General features: G+C 70.2%; 24 protein-coding genes. 12 read left to right on the top strand and 12 right to left on the bottom strand.

Going from position 1 to position 24481, the window contains the following annotated elements; genetic code table 11:
- Positions 1–66: 66 nt before the first annotated feature.
- The 7 genes from ACRWK8_RS06945 to ACRWK8_RS06915 all read right to left on the bottom strand — a co-directional run bounded on the left by ACRWK8_RS06945 (position 67) and on the right by ACRWK8_RS06915 (position 8681).
- Complete coding sequence (locus ACRWK8_RS06945; protein ID WP_378742632.1) at positions 67–783, bottom strand: DUF4191 domain-containing protein; 717 nt, start codon at positions 781–783, stop codon at positions 67–69.
- Positions 784–998: 215 nt separating this feature from the next.
- Entirely contained in the window at positions 999–1952 is a 954-nt protein-coding gene (gene lipA / locus ACRWK8_RS06940) for a lipoyl synthase (RefSeq protein ID WP_378742630.1), read from the bottom strand.
- A 67-nt stretch (positions 1953–2019) separates the two neighbouring features.
- Positions 2020–2724, bottom strand: a complete 705-nt coding sequence (gene lipB / locus ACRWK8_RS06935; RefSeq protein WP_378742628.1) for a lipoyl(octanoyl) transferase LipB — start codon at positions 2722–2724, stop codon at positions 2020–2022.
- Between the two features lie 362 nt (positions 2725–3086).
- Entirely contained in the window at positions 3087–3650 is a 564-nt protein-coding gene (locus tag ACRWK8_RS06930) for an NADPH-dependent FMN reductase (RefSeq protein WP_431869035.1), read from the bottom strand.
- Between the two features lie 162 nt (positions 3651–3812).
- Positions 3813–5513: a 2-oxoglutarate dehydrogenase, E2 component, dihydrolipoamide succinyltransferase gene (sucB, locus tag ACRWK8_RS06925; RefSeq protein WP_431869112.1), complete on the bottom strand. Its 1701-nt coding sequence runs from the start codon at positions 5511–5513 to the stop codon at positions 3813–3815.
- Between the two features lie 123 nt (positions 5514–5636).
- Positions 5637–7013: a dihydrolipoyl dehydrogenase gene (gene lpdA, locus ACRWK8_RS06920; protein ID WP_378742622.1), complete on the bottom strand. Its 1377-nt coding sequence runs from the start codon at positions 7011–7013 to the stop codon at positions 5637–5639.
- A gap of 147 nt (positions 7014–7160) precedes the next feature.
- Complete coding sequence (locus tag ACRWK8_RS06915) at positions 7161–8681, bottom strand: leucyl aminopeptidase (protein ID WP_378742620.1); 1521 nt, start codon at positions 8679–8681, stop codon at positions 7161–7163.
- 437 nt (positions 8682–9118) lie between these two features.
- On the opposite strand from ACRWK8_RS06915, the gene ACRWK8_RS06910 reads away from it, so the two are divergent.
- Positions 9119–10861 carry a hypothetical protein gene (locus ACRWK8_RS06910; protein ID WP_431869033.1) on the top strand — a complete coding sequence of 581 codons (1743 nt, stop codon included), beginning with the start codon at positions 9119–9121 and terminating at the stop codon, positions 10859–10861.
- Between the two features lie 9 nt (positions 10862–10870).
- On the opposite strand, the gene ACRWK8_RS06905 is transcribed toward ACRWK8_RS06910, so the two are convergent.
- The gene (locus ACRWK8_RS06905) at positions 10871–11653 is read right to left on the bottom strand and encodes an adenosylcobinamide-GDP ribazoletransferase (RefSeq protein WP_431869031.1); all 783 of its coding nucleotides are present in this window, start codon (positions 11651–11653) and stop codon (positions 10871–10873) included.
- Complete coding sequence (locus ACRWK8_RS06900; RefSeq protein ID WP_431869029.1) at positions 11650–12639, bottom strand: bifunctional adenosylcobinamide kinase/adenosylcobinamide-phosphate guanylyltransferase; 990 nt, start codon at positions 12637–12639, stop codon at positions 11650–11652. The genes ACRWK8_RS06905 and ACRWK8_RS06900 overlap by 4 nt, the downstream gene beginning before the upstream one ends.
- Before the next feature lie 206 nt (positions 12640–12845).
- Here ACRWK8_RS06900 and ACRWK8_RS06895 point away from each other — a divergent pair, with 206 nt between their 5' ends.
- Positions 12846–13049, top strand: a complete 204-nt coding sequence (locus tag ACRWK8_RS06895; protein ID WP_378742612.1) for a hypothetical protein — start codon at positions 12846–12848, stop codon at positions 13047–13049.
- Between the two features lie 68 nt (positions 13050–13117).
- Here ACRWK8_RS06895 and ACRWK8_RS06890 read toward each other — a convergent pair whose 3' ends face one another.
- Complete coding sequence (locus tag ACRWK8_RS06890; protein WP_378742610.1) at positions 13118–14122, bottom strand: aldo/keto reductase family protein; 1005 nt, start codon at positions 14120–14122, stop codon at positions 13118–13120.
- A gap of 122 nt (positions 14123–14244) precedes the next feature.
- The gene (locus ACRWK8_RS06885) at positions 14245–14907 is read right to left on the bottom strand and encodes a DUF3043 domain-containing protein (protein WP_431869026.1); all 663 of its coding nucleotides are present in this window, start codon (positions 14905–14907) and stop codon (positions 14245–14247) included.
- Positions 14908–15003: 96 nt separating this feature from the next.
- Here ACRWK8_RS06885 and ACRWK8_RS06880 point away from each other — a divergent pair, with 96 nt between their 5' ends.
- The 7 genes from ACRWK8_RS06880 to rpsD all read left to right on the top strand — a co-directional run bounded on the left by ACRWK8_RS06880 (position 15004) and on the right by rpsD (position 20471).
- On the top strand, positions 15004–15774 hold the full coding sequence (locus tag ACRWK8_RS06880) for a PspA/IM30 family protein (RefSeq protein WP_378742606.1): 771 nt from the start codon (positions 15004–15006) through the stop codon (positions 15772–15774).
- Positions 15771–16049: a PspA-associated protein PspAA gene (pspAA, locus tag ACRWK8_RS06875; RefSeq protein ID WP_378742604.1), complete on the top strand. Its 279-nt coding sequence runs from the start codon at positions 15771–15773 to the stop codon at positions 16047–16049. The genes ACRWK8_RS06880 and pspAA overlap by 4 nt, the downstream gene beginning before the upstream one ends.
- Before the next feature lie 176 nt (positions 16050–16225).
- Positions 16226–17149, top strand: a complete 924-nt coding sequence (gene htpX, locus ACRWK8_RS06870) for a zinc metalloprotease HtpX (RefSeq protein WP_378742602.1) — start codon at positions 16226–16228, stop codon at positions 17147–17149.
- Between the two features lie 29 nt (positions 17150–17178).
- Positions 17179–17799: a PspA-associated protein PspAB gene (gene pspAB / locus ACRWK8_RS06865; RefSeq protein WP_431869023.1), complete on the top strand. Its 621-nt coding sequence runs from the start codon at positions 17179–17181 to the stop codon at positions 17797–17799.
- 261 nt (positions 17800–18060) lie between these two features.
- Positions 18061–18411, top strand: a complete 351-nt coding sequence (locus ACRWK8_RS06860) for a HesB/IscA family protein (RefSeq protein ID WP_378742598.1) — start codon at positions 18061–18063, stop codon at positions 18409–18411.
- 190 nt (positions 18412–18601) lie between these two features.
- On the top strand, positions 18602–19573 hold the full coding sequence (locus ACRWK8_RS06855; protein WP_378742596.1) for a carbohydrate kinase family protein: 972 nt from the start codon (positions 18602–18604) through the stop codon (positions 19571–19573).
- Positions 19574–19859: 286 nt separating this feature from the next.
- Positions 19860–20471: a 30S ribosomal protein S4 gene (rpsD, locus tag ACRWK8_RS06850; RefSeq protein WP_378742594.1), complete on the top strand. Its 612-nt coding sequence runs from the start codon at positions 19860–19862 to the stop codon at positions 20469–20471.
- A gap of 239 nt (positions 20472–20710) precedes the next feature.
- Here the strand turns inward: rpsD and ACRWK8_RS06845 are convergent, their stop codons facing one another.
- Positions 20711–20974: a sulfurtransferase TusA family protein gene (locus ACRWK8_RS06845; protein WP_378742592.1), complete on the bottom strand. Its 264-nt coding sequence runs from the start codon at positions 20972–20974 to the stop codon at positions 20711–20713.
- A 356-nt stretch (positions 20975–21330) separates the two neighbouring features.
- On the opposite strand from ACRWK8_RS06845, the gene ctaC reads away from it, so the two are divergent.
- From ctaC to ACRWK8_RS06830, 3 genes are read left to right on the top strand one after another with little or no spacing between them, the layout of a single operon-like run.
- Positions 21331–22332, top strand: a complete 1002-nt coding sequence (ctaC, locus tag ACRWK8_RS06840) for an aa3-type cytochrome oxidase subunit II (RefSeq protein WP_431869019.1) — start codon at positions 21331–21333, stop codon at positions 22330–22332.
- Positions 22333–24006, top strand: coding sequence for an aa3-type cytochrome oxidase subunit I (gene ctaD, locus ACRWK8_RS06835; RefSeq protein ID WP_378742588.1), 1674 nt, complete (start codon positions 22333–22335; stop codon positions 24004–24006).
- Positions 24007–24018: 12 nt separating this feature from the next.
- Positions 24019–24444 (top strand): cytochrome c oxidase subunit 4, encoded by a 426-nt coding sequence (locus ACRWK8_RS06830; protein ID WP_357768088.1) that lies wholly within the window; start codon positions 24019–24021, stop codon positions 24442–24444.
- Positions 24445–24481 lie beyond the last annotated feature (37 nt).

Below are 24481 nucleotides of genomic sequence, written 5' to 3'. Positions count from 1 at the left end.
CCACCACACGCGAACGGGGCCGTCACACCAGGTGTGACGGCCCCGTTCGCGTGTGCTCGGGCTGGATCAGCCCCCGGCCTTGTTGCCGCGCATGCCCTTGGGCAGCTTCGCGCCCTTCGGCATCGGGCCCTTCGGCATCCGCATCGCGGGCGGCAGCGCCTTGAGCCGGTAGTTCAGTTCGGCGGTGTCACCCTTGTCCAGGTTGCGCGGCAGCTTGACCAGCGCGCGCTGGAGCTTGGAGACCGGCACCTGGTCCTCGCCGTTGCCGACCTTGAAGTCGTAGATGGGCGTGTCGTGGGCGACACGGGCGACGCGCTTCTTCTCGCCGGCGATCAGGCCCTTGAGTCGACCGGGGTCGCCCTCACCGACCAGGACCACACCGGGGCGGCCCACCACGCGGTGGACGACGTCCATCTGCTTGTTCGCGGCCACGCCGGGCTCGACCGCCCAGTTGCCGCGCATGTTCTCCAGGATCGCCATCCCGGCGCCCAGTCGGCCGTCCAGCATCTGGTACTGGACCCGCTGCGCGGCGCGGGTGAACATGATGAAACCGACCAGGAAGGCGACCGGCAGACCGGTCAGCGGCCAGATGATCCAGGATCCGGTCCAGACGCCGACACCGACGAAGGCCGCGAAGATCACGACCGCGACGGCCACCGCGATCGGGATCGTCCGCGGGCTCTGCTTGTGCACGACCTTGGCGACCATGCCGATCTGCTTCAACCGGCCCGGCTGCTTCTCGCCACCCTGACCGGCGGTCGTTTTCTCGGACTTCTTCGCCATCGTGCTTTCAGGCAGCGCACACCGAACTCGTCGGTGGGGAAGGAGATCCCTGGGCTGCCTTGCCTCCTCTTCGCGGTCGACCTATGGTGCGGCGCCTTCCGGCGCCGCCAGCTGGGCGCCTTGGAACACCAGGATATGTGTCCGGCTCCCGAGATGCGGAACGGTGGCCCGCGGGCCACCGTTCCAGCTTGGTCACGACTCGGGTGTATCAGCCGTTATGCGTCGCTCGTGACCTTGGCGGCCTCGGCGTCACGCTTCTCGCGGGCCTGCTTGTACAGGGTCCCGGCGCGGTAGGACGAACGCACGAGCGGACCGGACATGACTCCGGCGTAACCGATCTCCTCGGCCTCCTTGCCCAGCTCCACGAACTCCTGCGGCTTCACCCAGCGGTCGATCGGGTGGTGCAGCTTGGAGGGGCGCAGGTACTGGGTGATGGTCAGCAGGTCGCACCCGGCCTCGTGGAGGTCGCGCATGGCCTCGCTGATCTCCTCGCGGGTCTCGCCCATGCCCAGGATCAGGTTGGACTTGGTGACCAGACCGGCGTCACGCGCCTCGGTGATGACCCTCAGCGAGCGCTCGTAGCGGAAGCCCGGGCGGATGCGCTTGAAGATGCGCGGCACGGTCTCCACGTTGTGGGCCAGGACCTCGGGACGCGAGCCGAAGACCTCGGCCAGCTGGTCGGGGTCGGCGTTGAAGTCCGGGATGAGCAGCTCGACGCCGGTGTCCGGGTTGAGCTCGTGGATCTTGCGGACCGTCTCGGCGTAGAGCCAGGCGCCGCCGTCCTCCAGGTCGTCGCGGGCCACACCGGTGACGGTCGCGTACCGCAGCTCCATCTTCCTGACGGAGGTGGCGACCTTGGTCGGCTCCATCCGGTCCAGCGCCGACGGCTTGCCGGTGGCGATCTGGCAGAAGTCGCAGCGGCGGGTGCACTGGTCACCGCCGATGAGGAACGTGGCCTCCCGGTCCTCCCAGCACTCGAAGATGTTGGGGCAGCCCGCCTCCTGGCAGACGGTGTGCAGGCCCTCGCCCTTGACCAGGGACTGGAGCTCGGTGTACTCGGGCCCCATGTGCGCCTTGATCTTGATCCACGGCGGCTTTCTCTCGATCGGGGTCTCGCTGTTGCGCGCCTCCACACGCAGCAGCTTGCGGCCCTCAGGAGCGATGGTCAACGCGAACCCGTTCCCTTCTGTACCCCTTGACGGGGACCCTCGCGCCCCTCGTGGGGGCTGTGGTCAGTCATCCGCGGGCGGTGGCGCCGGAGAGCATTCCGGAGCCGTCGGTGTGGCTGTACTCCGCCGCGCCGAGGACGTCGGCCAGGTGCCGTTCGAGGCGCGGTCGCGCGTCTGCGACGGTGACGGTGCGCCCCAGTTCGTTGGTGAGCGAGGTGACCCCCGCGTCGGAGATCCCGCAGGGGACGATCCGGTCGAACCACGACATGTCATTGTCGCAGTTCAACGCCAGACCGTGCATCCCCACCCCGCGGGCGATACGGCAGCCGATCGCGGCGATCTTGCGCTCGGTCAGTCCGCGCTCGGGATCGGCGTCCAGCCAGACCCCGGTGCGGCCCTCGACCCGTCGGCCCGTGAGGCCGTAGTCGGAGAGGGTGCGGATGATCGCCTCCTCCAGCATGCGGACGTAGGCGATCACGTCGATCGGGTCCGGCAGCTTGACGATCGGGTACACCGTCAACTGGCCGGGACCGTGCCACGTGATCTTGCCGCCCCGGTCGATGTCCACCACGGGAGCCCCGGGATCGATCATGGGACGATCCGACCTCCCGGTGCGCTTGCCCGCCGTGTAGACCGGCTCGTGTTCCAGGAAGAGGACCGTGTCGGCCACCTCATCGGCGACGCGGCTCTGGTGGAGCCGTCTCTGGAGATCCCAGCCCTGGTGGTACGGGACGGGAGTGTCGCCCAGCCATGCGTAAACGAGATCACTCACACCTCCACCTTACGCCCCGGCGGGAGGGGCGGGTCAGGGCAGGATGTCGGATAGCGCACTGCCGTGGCCGGGGTCGTCGGGGGAATAGGAGGACCCGCGAGGGCGTTGCCGTCGAACTTTTCTCGAGTTTTTCGGTGAAAGGACTGCGGGCGACGGCTGGGTCTTCTAGGTTGTGAGTGGGACATGGAACTCCGCGTCAGCGCGGAGCTACCGTGGGCGACGCACTGTCGGGCTGGCAGGCGTTCGCCGACCCGCAGACCTTTGATGATGGGGATCATCAGGGGATGGTGATTGGTGGGGTAGAAAGACGGGGCGGTGCCGTTCAGGCGCCGCCCCGTCCACCGTTCGCCGCCTGTTCTCCCTCAGCCGGGAAAGGGGCGGCGCGCGCGGGCCTCACGCAGCGACAGCGCCCACCACACGAGCTGGTCCAGCATCTCCTCCACCGCGTCCTCGGCTCCCCTCAGCTCCGCGACGGGGCCGCCCTCCGCGCCGAACATCCGCTGGGCGTTGTGCAGGCTCACGGAGGTCCGCACCGACGTGGCGTGCAGCTCGGCGAAGACCGCGCGCAGCTGTTCCACGGCGCGAAGGCCGCCGGACATGCCTCCGTAGGAGACGAACGCGACCGGTTTGGCGAACCACTCCTTGCGCGCCGAGTCGATGGCGCTCTTCAGCGGTCCGGGATAGCCGTGGTTGTACTCCGGGGTCACCACCACGAACCCGTCCGCCGCGTCGATCCGGGGCGAGAAGGCGTCCAGCGCCGTCCCGTGGCCGTCACGCAGATCGAGCTCGGCCACGTCCAGGACGTCGAGGACCACGTCCTGGTGGGAGGCGGCCCGGTCCAGGAACCATCCGGAGACCACGGTGCCGGTGCGGCCGTTGAGGTTTCCGCCCAGGATGACGGCGATCCGCAGGTCCGGCTGGTGCATGGGGGTTCCTCGTCTTCGGGTGGCCGGGGCAGGGCAGGGCTGGGAGGCCAGACAACGATAGGACCTCAAGTCCTGTTGAGGTCAAGTCGGGGTGGCGGGTGGGCGCCGCCGGCGTGAAGAAGGCCCGGGCCGGAGAGCGGCCTCCCGGAGGGGAGGAGGGGCTCAGGACAGACCGAGGTCGCCCTCGAAGGCGCCCTCTTCCAGGCGCACCTTCACGGTCTGGAGGAAGCGGCCGGCGTCGGCGCTGTCGATCAGACGGTGGTCGTGGGCCATCGACAGGTAGACCATCGAGCGGACCGCGATGACCTCGCCGCCCATGGCCTCGTCCTCGACGACCACGGGACGCTTGACGACCGCGCCGGTCTCCAGGATCGCCACCTGCGGCTGGTTGATGATCGGCGTGCCGAAGAGCGCGCCGGTGTGGCCCGTCTCGGAGATCGAGAACGTGCCGCCGCCCAACTCGTCCGGGCCGAGCTTGCCGGTGTGGGCGCGCTCGGTCAGGTCGGTGAGGCCGCGGGCCAGACCACCGAGGTTCAGCGAACCGGCGTCCTTGACCACGGGGGCGAGCAGACCGCGCTCGGTGTCCACCGAGACGGCCAGGTTCTCGACGTCGTGGTAGGTCACCGTCTGCTCGGCGGCGTTGATCACCGCATTGACCTTCGGGTGGGCCTTGAGGGCCTCCACGGCGGCCTGGGCGAAGAACGGGAAGAAGCCCAGCTCCACACCCTCACGCTTGGCGAAGTCGTCGGCGGCCTGGTCGCGCAGGCGCGCGATCTTGCTGACGTCGACCTCGATGACCTGGGTCGTCGTGGCGGAGACGCGCAGCGACTCGACCATGCGGTCGGCGATGGACTTGCGCAGACGGCTCAGCTTCTCGGTGCGACCCCGCACCGAGGTGTCCGAGGTGACCTGGCGCGCGGCGGGCGCCGCGGGAGCGGCGGCGGCCGAACGCTGGGCCTCGGCGGCCTTGAGGACGTCCTGCTTGCGGATGCGACCGCCCACGCCGGTGCCGGTGACCCGGGCGAGGTCGACGCGGTGCTCGCTGGCGAGCTTGCGGACCAGCGGGGTCACGTACCCCTCGGCCACGGCGTCGGTGCCGGAGGCCTGACCCGTGCCACTGAGGGTCTCGATGTCCACCGACGGGCTGTCGGAGTCCTGCTCACGTGCGGCGGGAGCAGGCGCGGACGGGGCGGGGGCGGGCTCGCTCTTGGGCGCGGGGGCGGGCTGGGCCGGTGCCGCCGGGGCGGGGGCGGAACCGGAGGCGCCGCCGATGATCGCGATCTCCGTGCCGATCTCGACCGTCTCGTCCTCGTTGACGAGGATCTTGGTGAGCACTCCGGCCACCGGGGACGGGATCTCGGTGTCCACCTTGTCGGTGGAGACCTCGAGGAGCGGCTCGTCCTCCTCGACGGTGTCACCGACGTTCTTCAGCCACTGGGTGATGGTGCCCTCGGTGACGCTCTCACCCAGGGCGGGGATGGTCACGGGGGTGCCGGGGCCGTCGGACCCGGCGGCCGGGGCGGCGGGCTCGGGCTCGGCCGCGGGTGCCGGGGCGGGCTCCTCAGCGGCGGGCTCCGGCTCGGGCTCGGCGGCCTCGGGCTGTACGGCCTCGGGCGCGGGTGCCGCGTCGTCGGCGCCGTCACCGTCGCCGCCGATGATCGCGATCTCCGCGCCGATCTCCACGGTCTCGTCCTCGTCGACGAGGATCTTGGTGAGCACTCCGGCCACCGGGGACGGGATCTCGGTGTCCACCTTGTCGGTGGAGACCTCGAGGAGCGGCTCGTCTACCTCGACGGTGTCGCCCACGTTCTTCAGCCACTGGGTGACGGTGCCCTCGGTGACGCTCTCACCCAGGGCGGGCATGGAAACGGAAGTCGGCATGGATTCCTCGTTGGATCTGGACGCGGTACCTGCCCAGGCCTTGATGGGCAGCGCGGATGTGTGCGGGGGCGGGCCGGTCAGGGCCCGCCCCCGGGGGTGAAGCGGTCAGTCGTGGACGTGCAGCGGCTTGCCCGCCAGCGCGAGGTGAGCCTCGCCCAGCGCCTCCGACTGGCTCGGGTGCGGGTGGATCAGCTGGGCCACCTCGGAGGGCAGGGCCTCCCAGTTGTAGATCAGCTGGCCCTCGGCGATGAGCTCGCCGACGCGGCTGCCGACCATGTGGACGCCCAGCACGGGGCCGTCCTTCTCGGCGATGACCTTGACCGCGCCCTGGGTCTGGAGGATCTGGCTCTTGCCGTTGCCCGCCAGGTTGTAGTTCATCTCGACGACCTCGTGACCGCGCTCCTTGGCCACCTTGGTGGTGAGACCGACGGAGGCGACCTCAGGCTCACAGTACGTGACCCGGGGAACACCGTCGTAGTCGATCGCGGGCGGGTTCTGCCCGGCGATGTGCTCGGCCACGAAGATGCCCTCGGCGAAGCCGACGTGCGCGAGCTGGAGGGTCGGGATGAGGTCACCGACCGCGTAGACGTTGCCCACGCCGGTGTGCAGGTTCTCGTCGACCTTGACGAAGCCGCGGTCCAGGGTGACGCCCTGCTCCTCGTAGCCCAGGCCCTCGGAGACGGGGCCGCGACCGATGGCGACCAGCAGGACCTCGGCCTCCAGGGTCTTGCCGCCCTGGAGGGTGACGACCACGCCGGAGTCGGTGGTCTTGACCGACTCGAACGGGGTTCCCAGCTCGGCCTTGATCTTCCGCTTGCGGAAGGCGCGCTCCAGCAGCTTGGAGCTGGACTCCTCCTCGACGGGGACCAGGTGCTTGAGGGCCTCGACGATGGTGACGTCGGCGCCGTAGGAACGCCACACGCTGGCGAACTCCACGCCGATCACGCCGCCGCCCAGGACGATGACGGACTCGGGGACGCGGTTCAGGCCCAGGGCCTGGTCGCTGGTCATGACCTTGTCGCCGTCGATCTCCAGGCCCAGGGTCTTGGGCTTGGAGCCGGTCGCCAGGAGGATGTTGCGCCCCTTGTAGACCTTGCCGTCGACCGTGACCTCGTCCTTGGCGGTGAGCTTGCCCTCACCCTCGACGACGGTGATCTTGCGGGACTTGATCAGCCCGCTCAGGCCCTTGTGCAGGCCGTTGATCACCTTGTCCTTGTACTGGTGCACCGCGTCGATGTCGATGCCCTCGAACGTGGCCCGGACACCGAAGTTCTCGCTCTCCTTGGCGGTGTCGGCCACCTCGGCCGAGTGCAGGAGGGCCTTGGTGGGGATGCAGCCGCGGTGCAGGCAGGTGCCGCCGAGCTTGTCCTTCTCGATCAGGACGACGCTCATGTCCAGCTCGGCTGCGCGCAGGGCCGCCGCGTAGCCGCCGCTGCCGCCGCCAAGGACGACGAGGTCGAAGGTGCCGCCGCTCTCACTCACGGGAACGAACTCCTAGTTGTGGTGGCTGGTGATGGGTGGTGGAAGACCGTGGCCCGCCGTCGCCGGTGGCGGTGTGTCATCGGGGACCCCGGCTGCCGGGGGCGGGGCGGCGCTGCCGGCTCGGGAGCGCCGCCCCGCCCTTCCGGACTACTGCTTGCGGGCGTAGTCCTCGGCGATCCGGACGAGGGTGCGGGTACCCGCACCCGTGCCGCCCTTGGGGGTGTATCCGTGCGGGCCGCCCTGGTTGAAGGAGGGCCCGGCGATGTCGAGGTGGGCCCACTTGGTGCCCTCCTCGATGAACTCCTGGAGGAAGACGCCCGCCGAGAGCATGCCGCCCCAGCGCTCGCCCGCCACGTTGGCGATGTCCGCGACCGAGGAGTCGAGACCGGCGCGCAGCTCGCCCGGGAGCGGCATCGGCCAGGAGGCCTCGCCCTCGGCGGTGGCGGCGGCGACGACCTCGTCGCGCACGGTGTCGTCGTTGGACATGACCGCGAACACGCGGGTGCCGAGCGCGACCAGCTGGGCGCCGGTCAGCGTGGCGATGTCCACGATCAGGTCGGGCTGGTCCTCGTGGGCGCGGACCAGGCCGTCGGCCATGACCAGGCGGCCCTCGGCGTCGGTGTTGAGGACCTCGACGGTCTTGCCGCCGTAGATGCTCAGGACGTCGGAGGGGCGCTGGGCCGTGCCGCTGGGCATGTTCTCGGCCACCGTCAGGTAGCCGACCGCGTTGACCTTGAGGCCCAGGGTGGAGATGGCGCGCATGGCGGCGAGCACGGAGGCGGCGCCGCTCATGTCGGACTTCATCGAGTCCATCCCGCCCGCGGGCTTGAGGGAGAGGCCGCCGGAGTCGAACGTGATGCCCTTGCCGACGAAGGCGACCGTCCTGGTGGCCTCGGGGTGGGTGTACGCGAGCCGCACCAGGCGGGGCGGGTTGGCCGAACCCTGACCGACGCCGGTCAGGCCGCCGTAGCCGCCCTCGGACAGGGCACGCTCGTCCAGGACCTCGATCTCCAGCTCGGCCTGCTGGGCGATCTCCTGGGCCGCCGAGGCCAGGTCCTCGGGGACCAGGTCGGCGGGGGCGGTGTTGACGAGGTCACGGGTGAAGGACACGGCCTCGGCCAGAACGGCGGCGCGCTCCACAGCGTCGGCGGCGCCGTCGGCCCCGCTGACCACGGTGAGCGTGGCGGAGGGGCGGGCGGCCTTCTTCTCGGCCTTCTCCCCGGTGCGGTAGCGGTCGAAGCTGTAGGTGCCGAGCTCGGCGCCGAGCGCGACGGCGCCCGCCTGGTCGGCGGTGGTCGCGGGCAGGGCCAGGGCGACGCGGCCCGCGCCCTCGGGGCGGGAGCTCAGCGCGCGCAGTGCGGCGCCGGCCGCACGGGACAGGACGTCGGGGTCGACGGCACCGTCGGTGGGCGCCGGGCCGAGACCGACGGCGACGACGATCGGGGCCGTGACGGCTCCGAGGGAGGCGATGGTGTGCACCTCCTCGGGGGCGCCGCTCGCTCCCAGGAGCGACAGGGTCGAGCCGAGGCCGCCGGTGAAGGCGGCGTCGACGCTATGAGCGCCCGATGCGGGCTCCGGGGCGTCGCCTCCGGAGTGGTAACCGACGACAACCGCGTCGGCGTCGAGCGAACTGGGGGACTCCGTGTTTACTGACAACGTCGTGCTCACGTCCTCGATGCTAGTCCTCCCGCGCCCCCGGCGGTGACGCCGCGCGCCGCGCCCCCGGGGGCCCTGACGCGGCGCTCCCCGCCGTCGCGCGGCGAACGGGTGACCCCGGGTGGGTCCGCCTCCGGCCGCGCCTCGTGGGGCCTCTGGTCCCTCGTGGGAGGTGTCGCACGCGGTCGGCGGCGCCCGGACACCCTCTCCCCGGGTCCGTCCGCGTGAAACTGAGTGTGAAAAAATGTGATGATGGCGACATCCGGCCGCCGCGGAAAACTATCAGACCGCGTGAATCGGCAGGTGAAGCAGGCCCCGGTCGTTCACAGCGGGGTCGACCCCGCCCCCTCCGCGCCCTCCCGGACACCCTGGACGCCACCCCCGACCCGCCCCATCCTAGGATCATTCGGGCGAGCCCTCCCTCGCCTCTGACCTGCACGGGAGAACAGATGCCGGATCCCGCGACCCCCGCCTCCCCGACCCTCCGGGCCTTCCGCTCGGCCACCGTCGCGCTGGCCCTGCTCGCCCTGTGCGTCGCGGTCCCCGGCCCGGCCCGGGCGGAGTCACAGCTCGCGGAGGCGGCCCGGGACCTCTCCTCCGGGGAACACGTCCACGTCGCGGAGGGCGGCCCCGAGGTCTCCGAGCAGACCCTCGCCCTGGCCCGCGCCCGGCTCTCCGAGGCGCGGACGCCGATCCGCGGCGCCCTCCTCGAAGGCGTGGACCCCGCACGGGCCGTCCACACCCTCGCCGAGGAGGTCGGCGAACCGGGACTGTACGTGGTGGCCACGGAGGAACGCGCCGCGACCGGGGGAGTCACGACCAGCCTGTCCTGGACCGCCGTGGGGATCGACACCGGCGGCGCCGACCTGGAGGACCACTTCGTGTTCTCCCGAGGCGGCCCGGTGGAGCAGATGGTCAGCGCCGTGGACCTGCTCGACGGTGACCTGCTTCCGGAGGTCGCGTCGGCGGCCCGGGAGGAGACGGTCCACGTCCACCCCGCCGTCGAGGCGGCCCTGCCCGACCTCGACACCGAGGCCCTCCGGGAACGGTTCGACGGTCTGGACGACACCCGGGTCGCGGTCGTGCCCCCACCGGGACGGGACACCCCCGGGTACGAGGAGGCGTACGCCGACGCCCTGCTCGCACCACTCGGTGACGATGGCACCGCCCTGCTCGCCGTCTGGACCCACGACGACTTCGACCTCACGCCCGCCTCCGCCCCGGAGGGTCCCGCGCCCGAGGACCTCGCGTGGCTGCTGCCACTCGGCCCCGGCCCGGACGGCCTGGCGCCCGCGCTCCACCTCTTCGCCGGAGCGGTGGACGGGAACGTGGTGGCCGACACCCGGGTCGCCCTGACCGAGGACCACCTCTTCGTGCACCCCCGGGCGGGCGCCGACATCACCGAGTCCGAGCGCGTCGAACTCGACGCCGCCCTGGCCGCGAGGGACGAACCGGTCCGCGTCGCGGTCCTGCCCTCCGGGGCACGGTTGGAGGCCGATCCGGACGGCGGCGCCGAGCCGCTGGCCGACGCGGTGGCCAGCGGCTCGGACGACCCGGTCGTCGTCTACACGCTGGACGGCTCCGGCGGGGTGGAGCACTACCCGGTGCGCGGAGACGTCTCCGGAGGCGGGTACGACCTCGACACCGCCGTCTTCTTCGGACTCGACCACGCCAGCGCCCGGAACTCGGTGGACGGTCTCCTGTCGGAGCTCGGTGACGCATCGGTGCTCTCCGCGGACGAACCCGCCAGCGGAGAGGGAACCCCGACGCTGCCCTGGCCCGCCGTGGTCGGCCTGCTGCTCTCGGTCGTCCTGACCACGGTCGGGCTGGTCGGCGTGCTCGGACGGCGTCGGACGCAGGCCGTACGGGAGCGGGAACAGGAGCGTCTGGCGGCCGAGCGTGAGGACGCCGAGACCATGGAGGAACTGCGCGCCGAGGAGGCGGCCCGGGTCGCCGCCATCCAGGGCGAGAACGACCTGGGCATCACCGACCTGGGTGAGGCGCTCGCCCGGGCCGAGGCGCCCGCCACCGACTCCGTGGAGGAGTTCGAGACCCACCTGAGGGAGTACGAACAGCTCAAGGGGGACAACGAACGCGCGAACGACATCGACCGCGTCCTCGCCGTCCGCCGCCGCACGGAACAGGCGCGCGAACGCCTGGAGCGGTGGAACCGCCGCCAGCGCGACCGCTGACCGGGGCACTCAGCCCCGTGTGGCCGCCGCCGTCACCAGCAGGACCACCGTCACGGCCGTCTCCACCAGGGCGCCCAGGACGTCGCCGGTCACGCCGCCCAGCCTGCGCACCGCCCGGTACAGCAGGACCCCGGCCGCGGCCAGCCCGGCCACCGCGCCCACCGCGCAGGCCACGGCGAACCCGGGGGAGTACGCCAGACCGAGCAGGGCGGCGGCCAGCACCCCCGCCGCGCACACGGCCGCCGCCAGGGGCCGCACCGTCCCCGCCACGAACGAGCCGAGCCCGTCGGGGCGGGCCGAGGGCGCGCCCGCGCACGCCAGGGTCACCGCGAGCCGCCCGGTCGCGCCCGCGACCACGGCACCGGCGACGGCGGCCCAGAGGGAGGCCTCGACCAGCCCGGCCAACGCCAGGACCTGGGCCCCGACCGTCACCACCAGGGTGAGCACACCGAACGGTCCGATGTCGGAGCGACGCATCACCTCCAGCGCGCCCTCCGCCGGGCGACCGCTGCCGAGGCCGTCGGCGAGGTCGGCCAGCCCGTCCAGGTGCAGTCCCCTGGTGAGCAACGCCCCCAGTCCCACCGCGAGCAGCGCCGCCAGCGGGTCGGACCACCACCACGCCCCGACGACCGCGACGATCCCGGTCACCGCGCCGAGCAGCCCGCCCACGACCGGGGCCCAGCACATCGCCCACCCCGCCACGGCGCGGTCCACCCGCTCCACCCGCACCGGCCAGACCGTGAAGGTGCCCACGGCCATGCGGGCCCCGGCCAGGGCGTCGGCGCCGCTCACCCGAGCTCCACCACGCGCCCGGCCGTCGCCAGCACCACGACCTCGGACTCGGCGCCCACCCACTGGTTCAGCAGTCCCAGCCGGTCACGGAAGATCCGGCCCGAGCGGGTGGGCGGAACCACACCCGACCCCACCTCGTTGGTGACCGCCACCACGTAGGCCTGGGTCGACCGCCAGGCCTCCAACAGCTCGTGGACGGCGGTCTCCAACCGCTCCTCGGCGTCCTCGGGCGGTTCGTCCTCCCAGAGCCCGCACTCGCCCATCACCCCCGTGAGCCAGGTGCCCAGACAGTCGACCAGGACCGCGCCGCGCGCCTGTCTCAGCAGGACCGCGAGGCCGCTGGTCTCCTCGGTCCGCCACCACCAGGGGCGCCGCCGGGCGTGGTGCTCGACTCGCTCCGCCCACTCCGGGTCGGTGCCGTCGGGGACCGGGCCGGTGGCCGCGTAGACCACCCGTGGCTCGGTCAGCAGACGCAGTTCAGCCTCGGTGGACTTGCCGGAGCGCGCCCCGCCCGTGATCAGGGTCCGGTACGGCCCGTGCGGGCGGGACTCCGGCCACACCGTGGGCGGGCACGACATGACGGTGCCGTCACCCGGGACCAGGGCGCCCCACAGCCGGGCCCGCCGGGCGAACTCCTCGGGAGACCGGATCCGGTGGTCGCCGCCGACCGCCACGACGGCGGTGGTCACCCCGATCACCCCGGACCGGCGCAGCTCTCCGACCACCTCCGGGCGCTGCGCGGCGTCCACGATCACCATGTCCACCTGCTGGGCGGGCGCGGACGAGTACGCGGACGCCCCCGAGGGCCGACCGTCGGCGGGCGGTCCCCCGGGCAGTGGCCCCGGACCGGAGCGCGCGAACAGCAGACGTCCCCCGTCCGCGCTCTCGATCAGGGCGCCGTCCGGCGTGGACGTCACCGTGTAGCCGGGCGGGACCGGTCCGACGGCACCGGCCTCACGCAGGCGGAAGCGGTCGTCGACGGTCACCCGCAGCGGCAGGCGGCGATCCGCATGGGCCTTGTTACAGGACGAGCAGGTGCACTGTGGGGCTGGCCAGCCCGTGTGTCCCGCTGTCCCGAGAAATCGGATACGCACCCGGAAGAGTAAACAGCATCGTGCGCCAAGCCTTGGTTAAGCTCGGCACAGGATCGCGGTGCATCCACCGTGGAACCGGCGACGAAGGGCGGTCGAGGATGGCGTGGACGTGGCGGTACATCGGCACCGACGGTGACCGGACGGGGGCGGAGGAACTGCCGGCCGAGTCGTTCACGTCGCGCGGTGACGCCGAGAGCTGGCTGGGCGAGAACTGGGCCGAGCTGGCTGAGGGCGGTGTGGCCAGCGTCGCGCTCCTGGAGGACGACCGGGAGCTCTACACGATGCCCCTCGGAACCGAGTGAACGCACGGGGCCCGGCGGTCCGTACGACCGCCGGGCCCCGCGCTCCGGAACGCGTCCGGGGAGACTTCCTAGCCGCGGATGTTCTCCGGGCTCTTGGTGAGTTCCGGGTCGCGCTCCACGCTGTCGGCCAGGATCTCGTCGATCCGGGTCATCAGCTCGGCGTCGAGCGTGACCCCGGCGGCCTTCACGTTGCTCTCGACCTGGTCGGGGCGGGAGGCCCCGATGATCGCGGCGGAGACGTTCGGGTTCTGGAGGACCCAGGCCACGGACAACTGCGACAGGGTGAGTCCGGCCTCGGCCGCCAGCGGCTCCAGCCGCTGCACCCGCTCCAGCAGGGTCTGGTCCGCGACCTTGTCCGCCAGGAAGCGCTCGCTCTTGGGGTCGCTCGCCCGCGAACCGGCCGGGAGGTCCTGGCCCGGCTTGTACTTGCCCGTGAGGACGCCGCCCGCGATGGGGGACCAGACCAGCTGGCCGATGCCCTCGCGCTCGGAGAGCGGGACGACCTCGGACTCGATGACCCGCCAGATCATGTTGTACTGCGGCTGGCTGGAGACGATCCGGTCGAAGCCCATCTCGTCGGCGATCCTCAGCGCCCGCGCGATCTCGTCGGCGCGCCACTCGGAGACACCGATGTACAGGGCCTTGCCCTGGCGGACCAGGTCCTCGAAGGCCCGCATGGTCTCCTCCAGCGGGGTGGAGTAGTCGAACCGGTGCGCCTGGTACAGGTCCAGGTAGTCGGTGCCCAGACGGCGCAGGGAGTCCTCGCAGCCGCGGATGACGTGCTTGCGGTTCAGGCCCCGGTCGTTGCGGCCCTCGCCCACCGGCCAGAAGACCTTCGAGAAGATCTCCAGACCGTCGCGGCGCTGCCCCTTGAGCGCGCGGCCCAGCACCTCCTCCGCCCTGCCCTGGGCGTAGGCGTCCGCGGTGTCGAAGGTGGTGATGCCCGCGTCGAGCGCCGCACGGACGCAGGAGGCCGCGGTGTCCTCCTCGACCTGGGAGCCGTGGGTGATCCAGTTCCCGTACGCGATCTCGCTGATGATCAGACCGCTGTTGCCAAGATGCCGAAATTCCATGCCGAGCACTCTAGTTGGCGCGCCCCCGGCGGACTCCGCGGGGACCGTGGAGAGGTGAAGGGCCGGTGCGGTCACCGGCCCCGCTCACGTCGTCGGGGATGGGGAGGTGGGACGGCGGTGGATCAGCGGGCGCTGTTCGGGGTGGGGTCGTCTCCGACCTTCACCCGGGGCTTGGGCAGACGCAGGCGCCGGAACTGGAGCTGGCGCATGGCGGCGTACATGCCGATGCCCTTGATCGCCGGGTCGTCCGGGAAGTACTCGGTGGCGCGGCGCTTGACCGTGCGGCCGATCATGACGCCCTCGGCGATGATCGTCACCATCATCAGCGGCCACAGGACGTAGGCGACGCCCACCTGGAAGACCGGGCTGTTGACGAACAACAGGGCGATGATGAGGATCGAGAACGGCAGGAAGAACTCGCTCGCGCTGCGGCGCGAGTCGATGAAGTCCCGGGCGTAGGCGCGGGCCTTGCCGAGGTCCTGCTGCCGGAAGTACCTCTCGTCTCCCTTGGGCGCGCCGGAACGCCGGGCGGTCGTGCCGCGTTGACGTTCGAGACGGTCCCGGTAGGCGCGGTAGGCCTCCTTACGGGTCTCAGGGGCCTTCACCGGTCGGCGCGGGATGCCTTCGGATTCCCTGCGCTTAGGGGTGGGCACACCCTTCTTGGGGGTATATCCCTTAGGTTGGGTGGCCTCAGTGGCCTCAGGGCTGGCGGATTCGGCCGTGGTCGAATCCGGGGCTGCGGAAGCGGAGCGACGTCGGAACACACCCTCAGGGTAGCCGGTCATAGCTTTATGGCGACCGCGGGCCAGACCGCGTAGGGTTGGGCAAAGCGCCCGCTGGGAACAGCCGATGTACGCACCGAGAAGGGGACGGCCACGCCAATGAGCGTGTTTCAGCGACTTTCGATGATCTTCAAGTCCAAGGCCAACAAGGCCCTGGACTCGGTCGAGGACCCCAGGGAAACCCTCGACTACTCGTACCAGAAACAGCTCGAACTGCTCCAGAAGGTCCGTCGTGGCGTCGCCGACGTCGCGACCTCCCGCAAGCGGGTCGAGCTCCAGATCCAGCAGCTGGAGCAGCAGTCCGGCAAGCTGGAGAACCAGAGCCGCGCCGCCCTCACCCAGGGCCGTGAGGACCTCGCCCGCGAGGCGCTCACCCGCCGCTCCGGCCTCACCAGCCAGATGGAGGGGCTGCGCGAGCAGCACGCCAACCTCCAGAACGAGGAGCAGAAGCTCACGATGGCCGCCCAGCGCCTGCAGGCGAAGGTGGACGCCTTCCGCACGCGCAAGGAGACCATCAAGGCGACCTACACCGCCGCCCAGGCGCAGACGCAGATCAGCGAGGCCTTCTCCGGCATCTCCGAGGAGATGGGCGACGTCGGCATGGCCGTGCAGCGGGCGGAGGACAAGACCGCCGAGATGCAGGCCCGCGCGGGCGCGGTGGACGAGCTCCTCGCCTCCGGCGCGCTGGACGACGTCACGGGCACCGGCCCCAAGGACGACATCCAGTACGAGCTCGACCAGATGGCGAGCACGACCGGTGTCGAGGCCGAGCTGGAGCGCATGAAGCTCGAACTCGGCGGCGGCAGCGGTGGTGGCGCCACCCCGCAGATCGAGGGTGGCAACGGTGCCGGGAACCGGGAGGGCTCGTGATCGTCCGCATCATGGGTGAGGGTCAGGTCGACCTCACCGACGCAGACCTGGACGTGCTCAACGACTTCGACGCCGCCCTGGAGGCCGCGATCGAGTCGGGCGACGAGTCCACGTTCCGCAAGGCCCTCCACGACCTCCTGGAGAAGGTCCGGCAGGACAGCAAGCCCCTGCCGCCCGACTCCCTGGAGCCCTCGCAGTTCATCCTCCCGCCCGCCGACGCCAGCATGGACGAGGTTCGGGAGATGCTCCAGGACGACGGGCTCATCCCGGGCTAGGGACCCCCGTACTCGGTGCTCGCGTACGCTCTTCCACCCCGGCCGCCGTGATCCGTCACGGCGGCCGGGGTGTGTCCGGGGTCATGCGCGCGGGGGGACACGCGGTGTCCCGCTTTAACCCGATTCTCACCTGCCGGAACTACACTCCGACACATCCGTAGGGGGAGGGAGTCGGCGTGGCTGGTTCGAAGTTCCGTCCAGACCGGGGGCTGACGGCCCGGATGGTGATGACCATGGTCCTGCTGTTCCTGGTCTACGTCGCCTTCGTCGTGGGACTGGTCCTGGCCGGGCTCAACGTGGTCCTGGTCCTGGTCCTCGTCGTGGCGTTCGCCCTGTTCTCCTACTTCTCCTCCGACAAGATCGCCATGTTCGCGATGGGCGCCAAGGAGGTCACCCCGGAGCAGGCGCCCGACCTGCACGCCATGGTCGACCGCCTGTGCGCCATGGCGGACATGTCCAAGCCGCGTGTGGGCATCGCCGACACCGACGTGCCCAACGCCTTCGCGACCGGGCACAACGAGAAGTCCGCGGTCATCTGCGTCACCACCGGGCTCACGCGTCGCCTGGACGGCCCCGAGCTGGAGGCGGTCGTCGCCCACGAGCTCTCGCACATCGCCCACCGCGACGTGATGGTGATGACCATCGCCGGGTTCCTCGGCATCGTCGCCGGGTTCCTCACCCAGGCCGGACTGCGCTTCGCGATGTTCGCCGGAGCGGGCGGTCGCGGCAACAACAACGGCCCCGCCCCGGCCGTCGTCGCGCTCCTGGTCGTCGTGGTCAGCGCGGTCGCCTGGATCCTGAGCTTCCTGCTCACCCGCGCCCTGTCCCGCTACCGCGAGCTCGCCGCGGACCGCGCCGCCGCGTACCTGACCGGGCGCCCGTCCATGCTGGGCAGCGCTCTGTCCAAGATCACCGGCGACATGGCCCGCATCCCCACCCGGGACCTGCGCCAGGCGGAGCCGTTCAACGCGTTCTTCTTCGCCCCGGCCTTCGCGAAGAAGGGGTTCAGCATGAACCAGCTCATCGCCACCCACCCGCCGGTCGAGCAGCGCCTGGCCCAGCTCTCCGACATCTCCCGCCAGCTCGGTCGCGGAGCCTGACCCCAGACACCCACGAGGGGACCCACCACATGAGTTTCTGGCGCACCCTGCTCGGCCGCTCCGAGCCGGTCAAGCCCGACCTCGACGCGCTCTTCGGCCTGCCCTCGGCCGCGCTCACCCTGCGGGCGGGCGTGGGCCTGACGCCCACCGGATCGGGGTCGGTGGCCTTCCGCGCCGCCGAGGGCGCCGCCTTCGCGGACGTCGAACGCGACGTGACCGCCCTGCTCAACGCGGGGGAGGGGCCGTCGGTCGAACAGACCACGGACGACTACGGCTACACCTGGCTCGTGCTGCGCCCGGGTGCCGCCGAGGCCGCGGCCGACGGCGGCGGACCCTCGGGCGGCGAGCTCGTGGACACCGACATCACCGGCCTGGTCACCGACCTGCACGCGGTCAACTCGACCCTGGAGGTCAACGGCTACGGGCCCTCGCTGCTGTGCTCCCTGGTGGGCTTCACCGACTCCCGGGGCCGCTCCGTGGGCCTGGTCTACCTGTACAAGCGCGGCACCTTCTACCCGTTCGCGCCCCAGGGTACCCAGCGGCGCGACAACGCGCTGGAACTCCAGGTGGAGGCCGCGGTGGGGGACGACCTGCCGATGGAGAAGGACCGTTCCCGCTGGTTCCCGGTCTACGGCGCTCCGGGACTCTGAGGTGGGTGCGTCCGGAGATGGCATCCGGGGCCAGGACAAATTACCCTTGGAGGTACGAGCACACCCGTGCGTCACCGAGGTCACACCCGTACCGGGCGACCGAGGTGACAGGGCGAACACAGCGGCCACACGACGGAATGCCACGCCGGCCTCCGACGTTGGGACCCGTTGAAGAGGACTGGACCCGCCGACGCGGGCCGATCCGGTAAGCGACCGGGGTCGCCAGACGGCCGCAACCCCTTTCCAGAGGAGCTTTACAACATGACGGTTCAGAGCGAGGCCACCGCGCAGGGAGTCATCCTCACCGATGGTGCGGCCGACAAGGTTCGGACGCTCCTTGACCAGGAGGGCCGGGACGACCTGCGCCTGCGCGTGGGCGTCCAGCCCGGTGGTTGCTCGGGGCTGCGTTACCAGCTCTACTTCGACGAGCGCGACCTCGACGGCGACGTCATCGCCGACTTCGACGGTGTCGAGGTCGTCACCGACCGCCGCAGCGCCGCCTACCTCATCGGCGCGACCATCGACTTCGTGGACACCATCGAGAAGCAGGGGTTCACCATCGACAACCCCAACGCGACCGGCTCCTGCGCCTGCGGTGACTCCTTCAACTAGGTGTCCCGGGCTCCCCAGCGGAGCGTTCAGGTTCTCGGAACCACAGGGGGAGGGCGGACGCGGACGAGCGTTCGCCCTCCCCCTCTGGGTACCCTTGGCTGGTCCGAACGGGCACGTCCCCGGCATGCCCTGAACAGCTCGCCGGATCGTCCACGAGCGATCCACCTCGCCAGCAAGGAGCCCACGTCCCGTGCGTATCGCGGTTGCCGGATCCATCGCCACCGACCACCTGATGACCTTCCAGGGTCGGTTCGCAGAGCAGATCATCCCTGAGCAGATCCAGCAGTTGTCCCTCTCCTTCCTCATCGACGAGCTGGACGTTCGCCGCGGCGGCGTCGCGGCCAACATCTGTTTCGGCATGGGCGGGTTCGGTCTGAGCCCGGTCCTGGTCGGTGCCGCCGGCGCCGACTTCGAGGAGTACCGCTCGTGGCTCGACCGCCACGGTGTCGACACCTCGGCGGTGCACATCTCCGAGCTGCGGCACACCGCCCGGTTCGTCTGCACCACGGACCTGGACCAGAACCAGATCGCCTCCTTCTACACGGGCGCGATGGCCGAGGCCCGCAACATCGAGCTCCAGCCGATCTCCGACCGCGTCGGCGGCCTCGACCTGGTTCTGATCGGCGCCGACGACCCGGCCGCGATGGTCCGCCACAGCGAGGAGTGCCGGACCCGCTCCATCCCCTTCGCGGCCGACCCCTCCCAGCAGCTGGCCCGCATGGAGGGCCCGGAGGTGCGCACGCTCATCGAGGGCGCCACCTTCCTGTTCACCAACGAGTACGAGAAGGCCCTGGCCGAGCAGAAGACCGGCTGGTCCGACGCCGAGATCCTGTCCCTGGTGGGCACGCGCGTGACCACCCTCGGGGCCAAGGGCGCCCGCATCGACCGTGAGGGCGAGCCGAGCGTCCACGTGCCCTCGGCGACCGTGGACGAGCTCGTCGACCCCACCGGCATGGGAGACGCCTTCCGCGCCGGTTTCCTGTCCGCCCACTCCTGGGGCCTGTCCCTGGAACGGGCGGCCCAGGTCGGCAACGCCACCGCCGTGCACTGCCTGGAGGCCGACGGACCGCAGGAGTACACGCTGACCGGTGACTCGCTGCTGGAGCGCCTGGAGCGCTCCTACGGCGCCGAGGCCGCCGCGGAGGTCCGCCCCTTCGTGTGACCCGGGTCCTCCCCGGCCGGAAAAGGACGCACTCTGGTCGGGGTGGTGCCCCGGAGCCCGTAAAGTGGATGGCTGTGACCCGCACGGGGATTCCCCGTGCCCGCCCGGTGCGCTGAAACGCGTGCCGGGTCATTCGCCCGAACCGCTCGCGCCGGGTCACGCGCGGCGGTGGGGAACCCGCTTCCGACCCGCACCGCGGGACACCGGGGCTCGGGCGCCCTGAGCGCCTCCCAGATCTAGGCCAGCCTTACCTGGGATTCCCTGATTCACCCTGAAAGGACTTCGCATGCGCTACACCGGACCGAAGGTGCGGTTGTCCCGGCGCGCCGGCACCCCGCTGACCCGTAAGGCGGTCAGCTACTTCGAGAAGCGTCCGTACCCGCCCGGCGAGCACGGTCGTCGCGTCCGACGCAACAGCAGCGACTACGCCGTTCGTATGGCGGAGAAGCAGAAGGTGCGCTGGTACTACGACCTGACCGAGAAGCAGCTGGTCAGGATCTACGAGAACGCCAAGAAGCGTCCCGGCCGTACCGGTGAGGAGATGCTCGGCGAGCTCGAGCTGCGTCTGGCCACGGTCGTGCTGCGCGCCGGTCTGGCCGCCTCGATCTACGCCGCGCGTCAGTTCATCAACCACGGTCACATCACCGTGGACGGCAAGAAGGTCGACATCCCGTCGTACCAGGTCAAGCCGGGCCAGATCATCAGCGTTCGGGAGAAGTCCCGCACGATGGTCCCGTTCGTCGAGGCCGCCGAGGGCATCCACGCCGACGACAAGATCGCCGGTTACCTCGCCGTGAGCCACAAGGACCTGCGCATCGCGGTCGTCGACCGCCCCAAGCGTGAGCAGATCCCCGTGCCCTTCGACGAGCAGCTCGTCGTCGAGTACTACGCTCGCTAGACGGTTCCCGCGGTCGCGGTTCCCTTCCTCGGGGGCGGAACCGCAGTGTGGGAGAGGCCGCGTGGACCCCGTGTCCGCGCGGCCTTCGCCTTGTCCGGTACCCCTTTCCTCCGGTCCCCGACGGGGACCGAAGGAGGGGGATCGGGTACGTCGCGCCGCCCCCGGAAACCGGGCGGTGCGAATCGTTATCGCAACGGGACCGAAAGTCCGGCCCGGTGTTCCGGTGACGTCGTCGGGGGTCAGTACATCCGTCGGATGTGAAAAGCGCTACCCCGCGCCAGCGGCCGCTCGACGACGAACTCGTGCATCTTCATCCGGCACCAGGACGGTATGTCCGCGCTCGCCGCGGGATCGTCCGCGGTGACCGCGATGACCGCCCCGATAGGCACTTCGTGCAGTCGGGCGGCCAGCATGATGATCGGGATCGGGCACTTGAGCCCCACCGCCTCCACGGTGACCAGAGGCTGCTGCGCAGTCGGTCGCTCGGGCACGTCCACCCCCATTCGGTTGTCGTCCTGTGGCCCAATCTTGATCCGGCGCGCGCCCAAAGGCGCACCCGGTTAAGGGTGTCGTAAACCCAGCGATACGCTCGCCTTGGCCTCGTCCGCGATCGCGCGCACCACCGCCCGAACGGAGATGCGCACGGGAGCGAACGAGGGCCCGGGGGATCGCCGGGCCGCGCCTCGTAGCCAGCCGGGAGGACTTCCCTCGGGGGCGACCTGGCCCGGCTCCGTGGGGCCGCCGAACGTTTCGAGAGGGCGCGTCTGGCAACACGCTGACCAGGCAAGCCCATGAACGGCACGCTGGGCGGTTCGCGATAATGTTTCCCCCTGACAAGCTTTGGATACTTAGGCCGCTCGTGGAGAATCCACGGGCTTCACCGCTGGGAAGGCAATCCGTGAGTCCGACCCGCCAAAAAAATCGGCGCTCAACACTGCGCCGATGGGCACCACGCGGCGCCGCGCTCGCCGTGCTGGGGCTGGCCGCGACCGGCTGCGCGTCGAACGATCTCACTCGTTTGGGCATGCCGGAGCCGATCACCGACCAGGCCGAGCGTGTTCTCTCGCTCTGGCAGGGCTCGTGGGTGGCGGCGTTCGCGGTCGGCGTCCTTGTGTGGGGACTGTTCATCTGGACAATCCTCTTCCACCGCAAGCGCTCTGAGCAGTTGCCGCCGCAGGTGCGGTACAACATGCCCATCGAAGCGCTGTACACCGTTCTGCCGATCGTCGTCATCTCGGTGCTCTTCTTCTTCACCGCGCGAGACCAGGCCTACCTGCTCGACACCGAAGAGCCCGCCGACGTCCACGTAGAGGTCGTGGCCTTCCAATGGGCCTGGCAGTTCAACTACATGGACGACACCAAGGAGAACGGTGGCGACGTGCTCTTCTCCGAGGTTGGCATCCCCAACCCGGACGGCACCGCCAACCGTGACACCCAGACGACCCTCGTCCTCCCCGAGGGCGCGGTCGTCCACTTCGACCTCCACTCTCCCGACGTCATCCACTCGTTCTGGATCCCGTCCTTCGGCTTCAAGATGGACGTCGTCCCGGGCCGTGACAACGCCTTCCAGGTCAACCTGAAGGAGGGCTCCGAGGGCGAGTACGTGGGACGTTGCGCCGAGCTGTGCGGTGTGGACCACACCCGCATGCTCTTCAACGTCGAGGTCCTCCCGCAGGACGAGTACGACGCCTGGGCCGCCGAGCAGGAGGCCGAGGCCGCCGCGACCGCCGAGGCCACCGAGGCCGCTGCCGCCGAGTCCGAGGCCGCCGCGACCAACGACGCCGAGGGCACGGGTGCCGACGGCACCAACGCTGAGGGCACGGGAGCCGAGGCGACCGAGTCCGAGGAGAATGACGAGTAAATGACCACGACGGCAACCGAACCCCGCACTGACGGTCAGGCACCGTCACGCAAAGGGTCGATCATCGTCAACTGGCTGACGTCGACCGACCACAAGGTCATCGGGTACATGTACCTGATCACCTCCTTCGCGTTCTTCCTCTTCGGAGGCGTGCTGGCGCTGCTGATGCGCCTGGAGCTGTTCACCCCGGGCATGCAGTACATGTCCAACGAGCAGTTCAACCAGCTCTTCACGATGCACGGCACCATCATGCTGCTGATGTTCGCGACCCCGCTGTTCGTCGGGTTCTCGAACATCCTCATGCCGTTGCAGATCGGCGCCCCCGATGTGGCCTTCCCCAGGATCAACCTGTTCGGCTACTACCTGTTCCTGTTCGGCAGCCTGATCGCGATCAGCGGCTTCCTGACCCCCGGCGGCGCCGCCAGCTTCGGCTGGTTCGCCTACACCCCGCTCTCCGACGCGGTCCGCTCGCCGGGCCTCGGCGGTGACCTGTGGATCCTGGGTCTGGCCGTCTCCGGTCTGGGCACGATCCTCGGTGCGGTCAACTTCATCACCACCGGCCTGTGCATGCGCGCGCCCGGTATGACGATGTTCCGCATGCCGATCTTCACCTGGAACACCCTGCTCACCAGTGTCCTGGTGCTCATCGCGTTCCCGGTCCTGACCGCCGCGCTGATCGCCCTGGGCGCCGACCGCATGGTCGGAACGCAGGTCTTCAACGCCGAGCACGGTGGCGCCATCCTGTGGCAGCACCTGTTCTGGTTCTTCGGCCACCCCGAGGTGTACATCATCGCGCTGCCGTTCTTCGGCATCGCGACGGAGATCCTCCCGGTCTTCAGCCGCAAGCCGATCTTCGGCTACAAGAGCCTGGTGGCGGCGACCATCGCCATCGCCGGCCTGTCCGTGACCGTGTGGGCCCACCACATGTTCCCGACCGGCGCCGTGCTCCTGCCGTTCTTCTCGTTCATGACGTTCCTCATCGCGGTTCCGACCGGTGTGAAGTTCTTCAACTGGATCGGGACGATGTGGCGTGGGCAGCTCACCTTCGAGACGCCGATGCTGTTCACGATCGGCTTCCTGGTCACCTTCCTCTTCGGTGGACTGACCGGTGTGCTCCTGGCCTCGCCGCCCATCGACTTCCACGTCACCGACTCCTACTTCGTGGTGGCGCACTTCCACTACGTCGTGTTCGGCACCGTGGTGTTCGCCATGTTCGCGGGCTTCTACTTCTGGTGGCCCAAGTTCACCGGGCGGATGCTCAACGAGAAGCTGGGCAAGTTCCACTTCTGGCTGCTCTTCCTGGGCTTCCACGGCACGTTCCTGGTGCAGCACTGGCTGGGCGCGATGGGCTTCCCGCGTCGTTACGCGGACTACCTGGCCACGGACGGCTTCACCGAGCTGAACCAGATCTCCTCGGTCTCCTCGTTCGTGCTGGCCGCCTCGACGCTGATCTTCTTCTGGAACATCTACGTCACCGCGAAGAAGGCGCCGCTGGTCACCGTGGACGACCCGTGGGGCTACGGCTGCTCGCTGGAGTGGGCGACCTCGTGCCCGCCGCCGCGACACAACTTCACGTCGCTGCCCCGCATCCGGTCCGAGCGTCCGGCCTTCGACCTCAACCACCCGCACGCGGCCGCACCCGGTGCCGTCGCCGCCGGTGCCGAGAAGAAGTAGGGGGTAGAGCACATGAAGATGCAGGCCTACCTGTTCATGGGTATCTCGACCTTCTTCGGTCTGGCCGCCGCGCTGTACATCTACTGGTCCCTCCTGGAGACCGGCGAGATCGAGTGGGCGGGTACCACCGCCCTCGTGGTCTCCATCGGCTTCGGCTGGATGATCGGTTTCTGGCTCTGGCAGTCGGCTCGCCACAGTGAGCACCACCACGGCCTTCCGGCCGAGGAGCGACTCGACGGCGAGATCGCCGAGAACGCCGGTGAGTACGGGTTCTTCAGCCCGCACAGCTGGTGGCCGATGTTCGTCGCGATGGCCGTCGCCTTCACGGCGGTCGGCGTGGCGATCGGCTGGTGGATGGTCTTCATCGGCTTCTTCGCCGTCATCCTCACCTCGCTGGGCTGGGTCTTCGAGTACTACCGCAAGGAGTTCCAGCACTGACGTGCGCGTCCCGCGCGGTCATCACTCTTCGAGAGGT

The organism is Nocardiopsis eucommiae (assembly GCF_965344335.1).
In the GTDB taxonomy this organism is placed as follows: Bacteria; Actinomycetota; Actinomycetes; order Streptosporangiales; family Streptosporangiaceae; genus Nocardiopsis; species Nocardiopsis eucommiae.
The sequence above is the reverse complement of the archived record's forward strand: the minus strand, read 5'-3'. Positions and strand labels throughout refer to the sequence as shown.

Coding starts and splice junctions, on each gene's coding strand:
- ACRWK8_RS06910 (WP_431869033.1), top strand. CDS start 9,119: ATGCCGGATCCCGCGACCCCCGCCTCCCCGACCCTCCGGGCCTTCCGC.
- sucB (WP_431869112.1), bottom strand. CDS start 5,513: ATGCCCGCCCTGGGTGAGAGCGTCACCGAGGGCACCGTCACCCAGTGG.
- ACRWK8_RS06880 (WP_378742606.1), top strand. CDS start 15,004: ATGAGCGTGTTTCAGCGACTTTCGATGATCTTCAAGTCCAAGGCCAAC.
- ACRWK8_RS06930 (WP_431869035.1), bottom strand. CDS start 3,650: ATGCACCAGCCGGACCTGCGGATCGCCGTCATCCTGGGCGGAAACCTC.
- rpsD (WP_378742594.1), top strand. CDS start 19,860: ATGCGCTACACCGGACCGAAGGTGCGGTTGTCCCGGCGCGCCGGCACC.
- ACRWK8_RS06830 (WP_357768088.1), top strand. CDS start 24,019: ATGAAGATGCAGGCCTACCTGTTCATGGGTATCTCGACCTTCTTCGGT.
- ACRWK8_RS06895 (WP_378742612.1), top strand. CDS start 12,846: ATGGCGTGGACGTGGCGGTACATCGGCACCGACGGTGACCGGACGGGG.
- ACRWK8_RS06845 (WP_378742592.1), bottom strand. CDS start 20,974: ATGGGGGTGGACGTGCCCGAGCGACCGACTGCGCAGCAGCCTCTGGTC.
- ACRWK8_RS06860 (WP_378742598.1), top strand. CDS start 18,061: ATGACGGTTCAGAGCGAGGCCACCGCGCAGGGAGTCATCCTCACCGAT.
- ACRWK8_RS06885 (WP_431869026.1), bottom strand. CDS start 14,907: ATGACCGGCTACCCTGAGGGTGTGTTCCGACGTCGCTCCGCTTCCGCA.
- pspAB (WP_431869023.1), top strand. CDS start 17,179: ATGAGTTTCTGGCGCACCCTGCTCGGCCGCTCCGAGCCGGTCAAGCCC.
- ACRWK8_RS06945 (WP_378742632.1), bottom strand. CDS start 783: ATGGCGAAGAAGTCCGAGAAAACGACCGCCGGTCAGGGTGGCGAGAAG.
- ctaD (WP_378742588.1), top strand. CDS start 22,333: ATGACCACGACGGCAACCGAACCCCGCACTGACGGTCAGGCACCGTCA.
- ACRWK8_RS06890 (WP_378742610.1), bottom strand. CDS start 14,122: ATGGAATTTCGGCATCTTGGCAACAGCGGTCTGATCATCAGCGAGATC.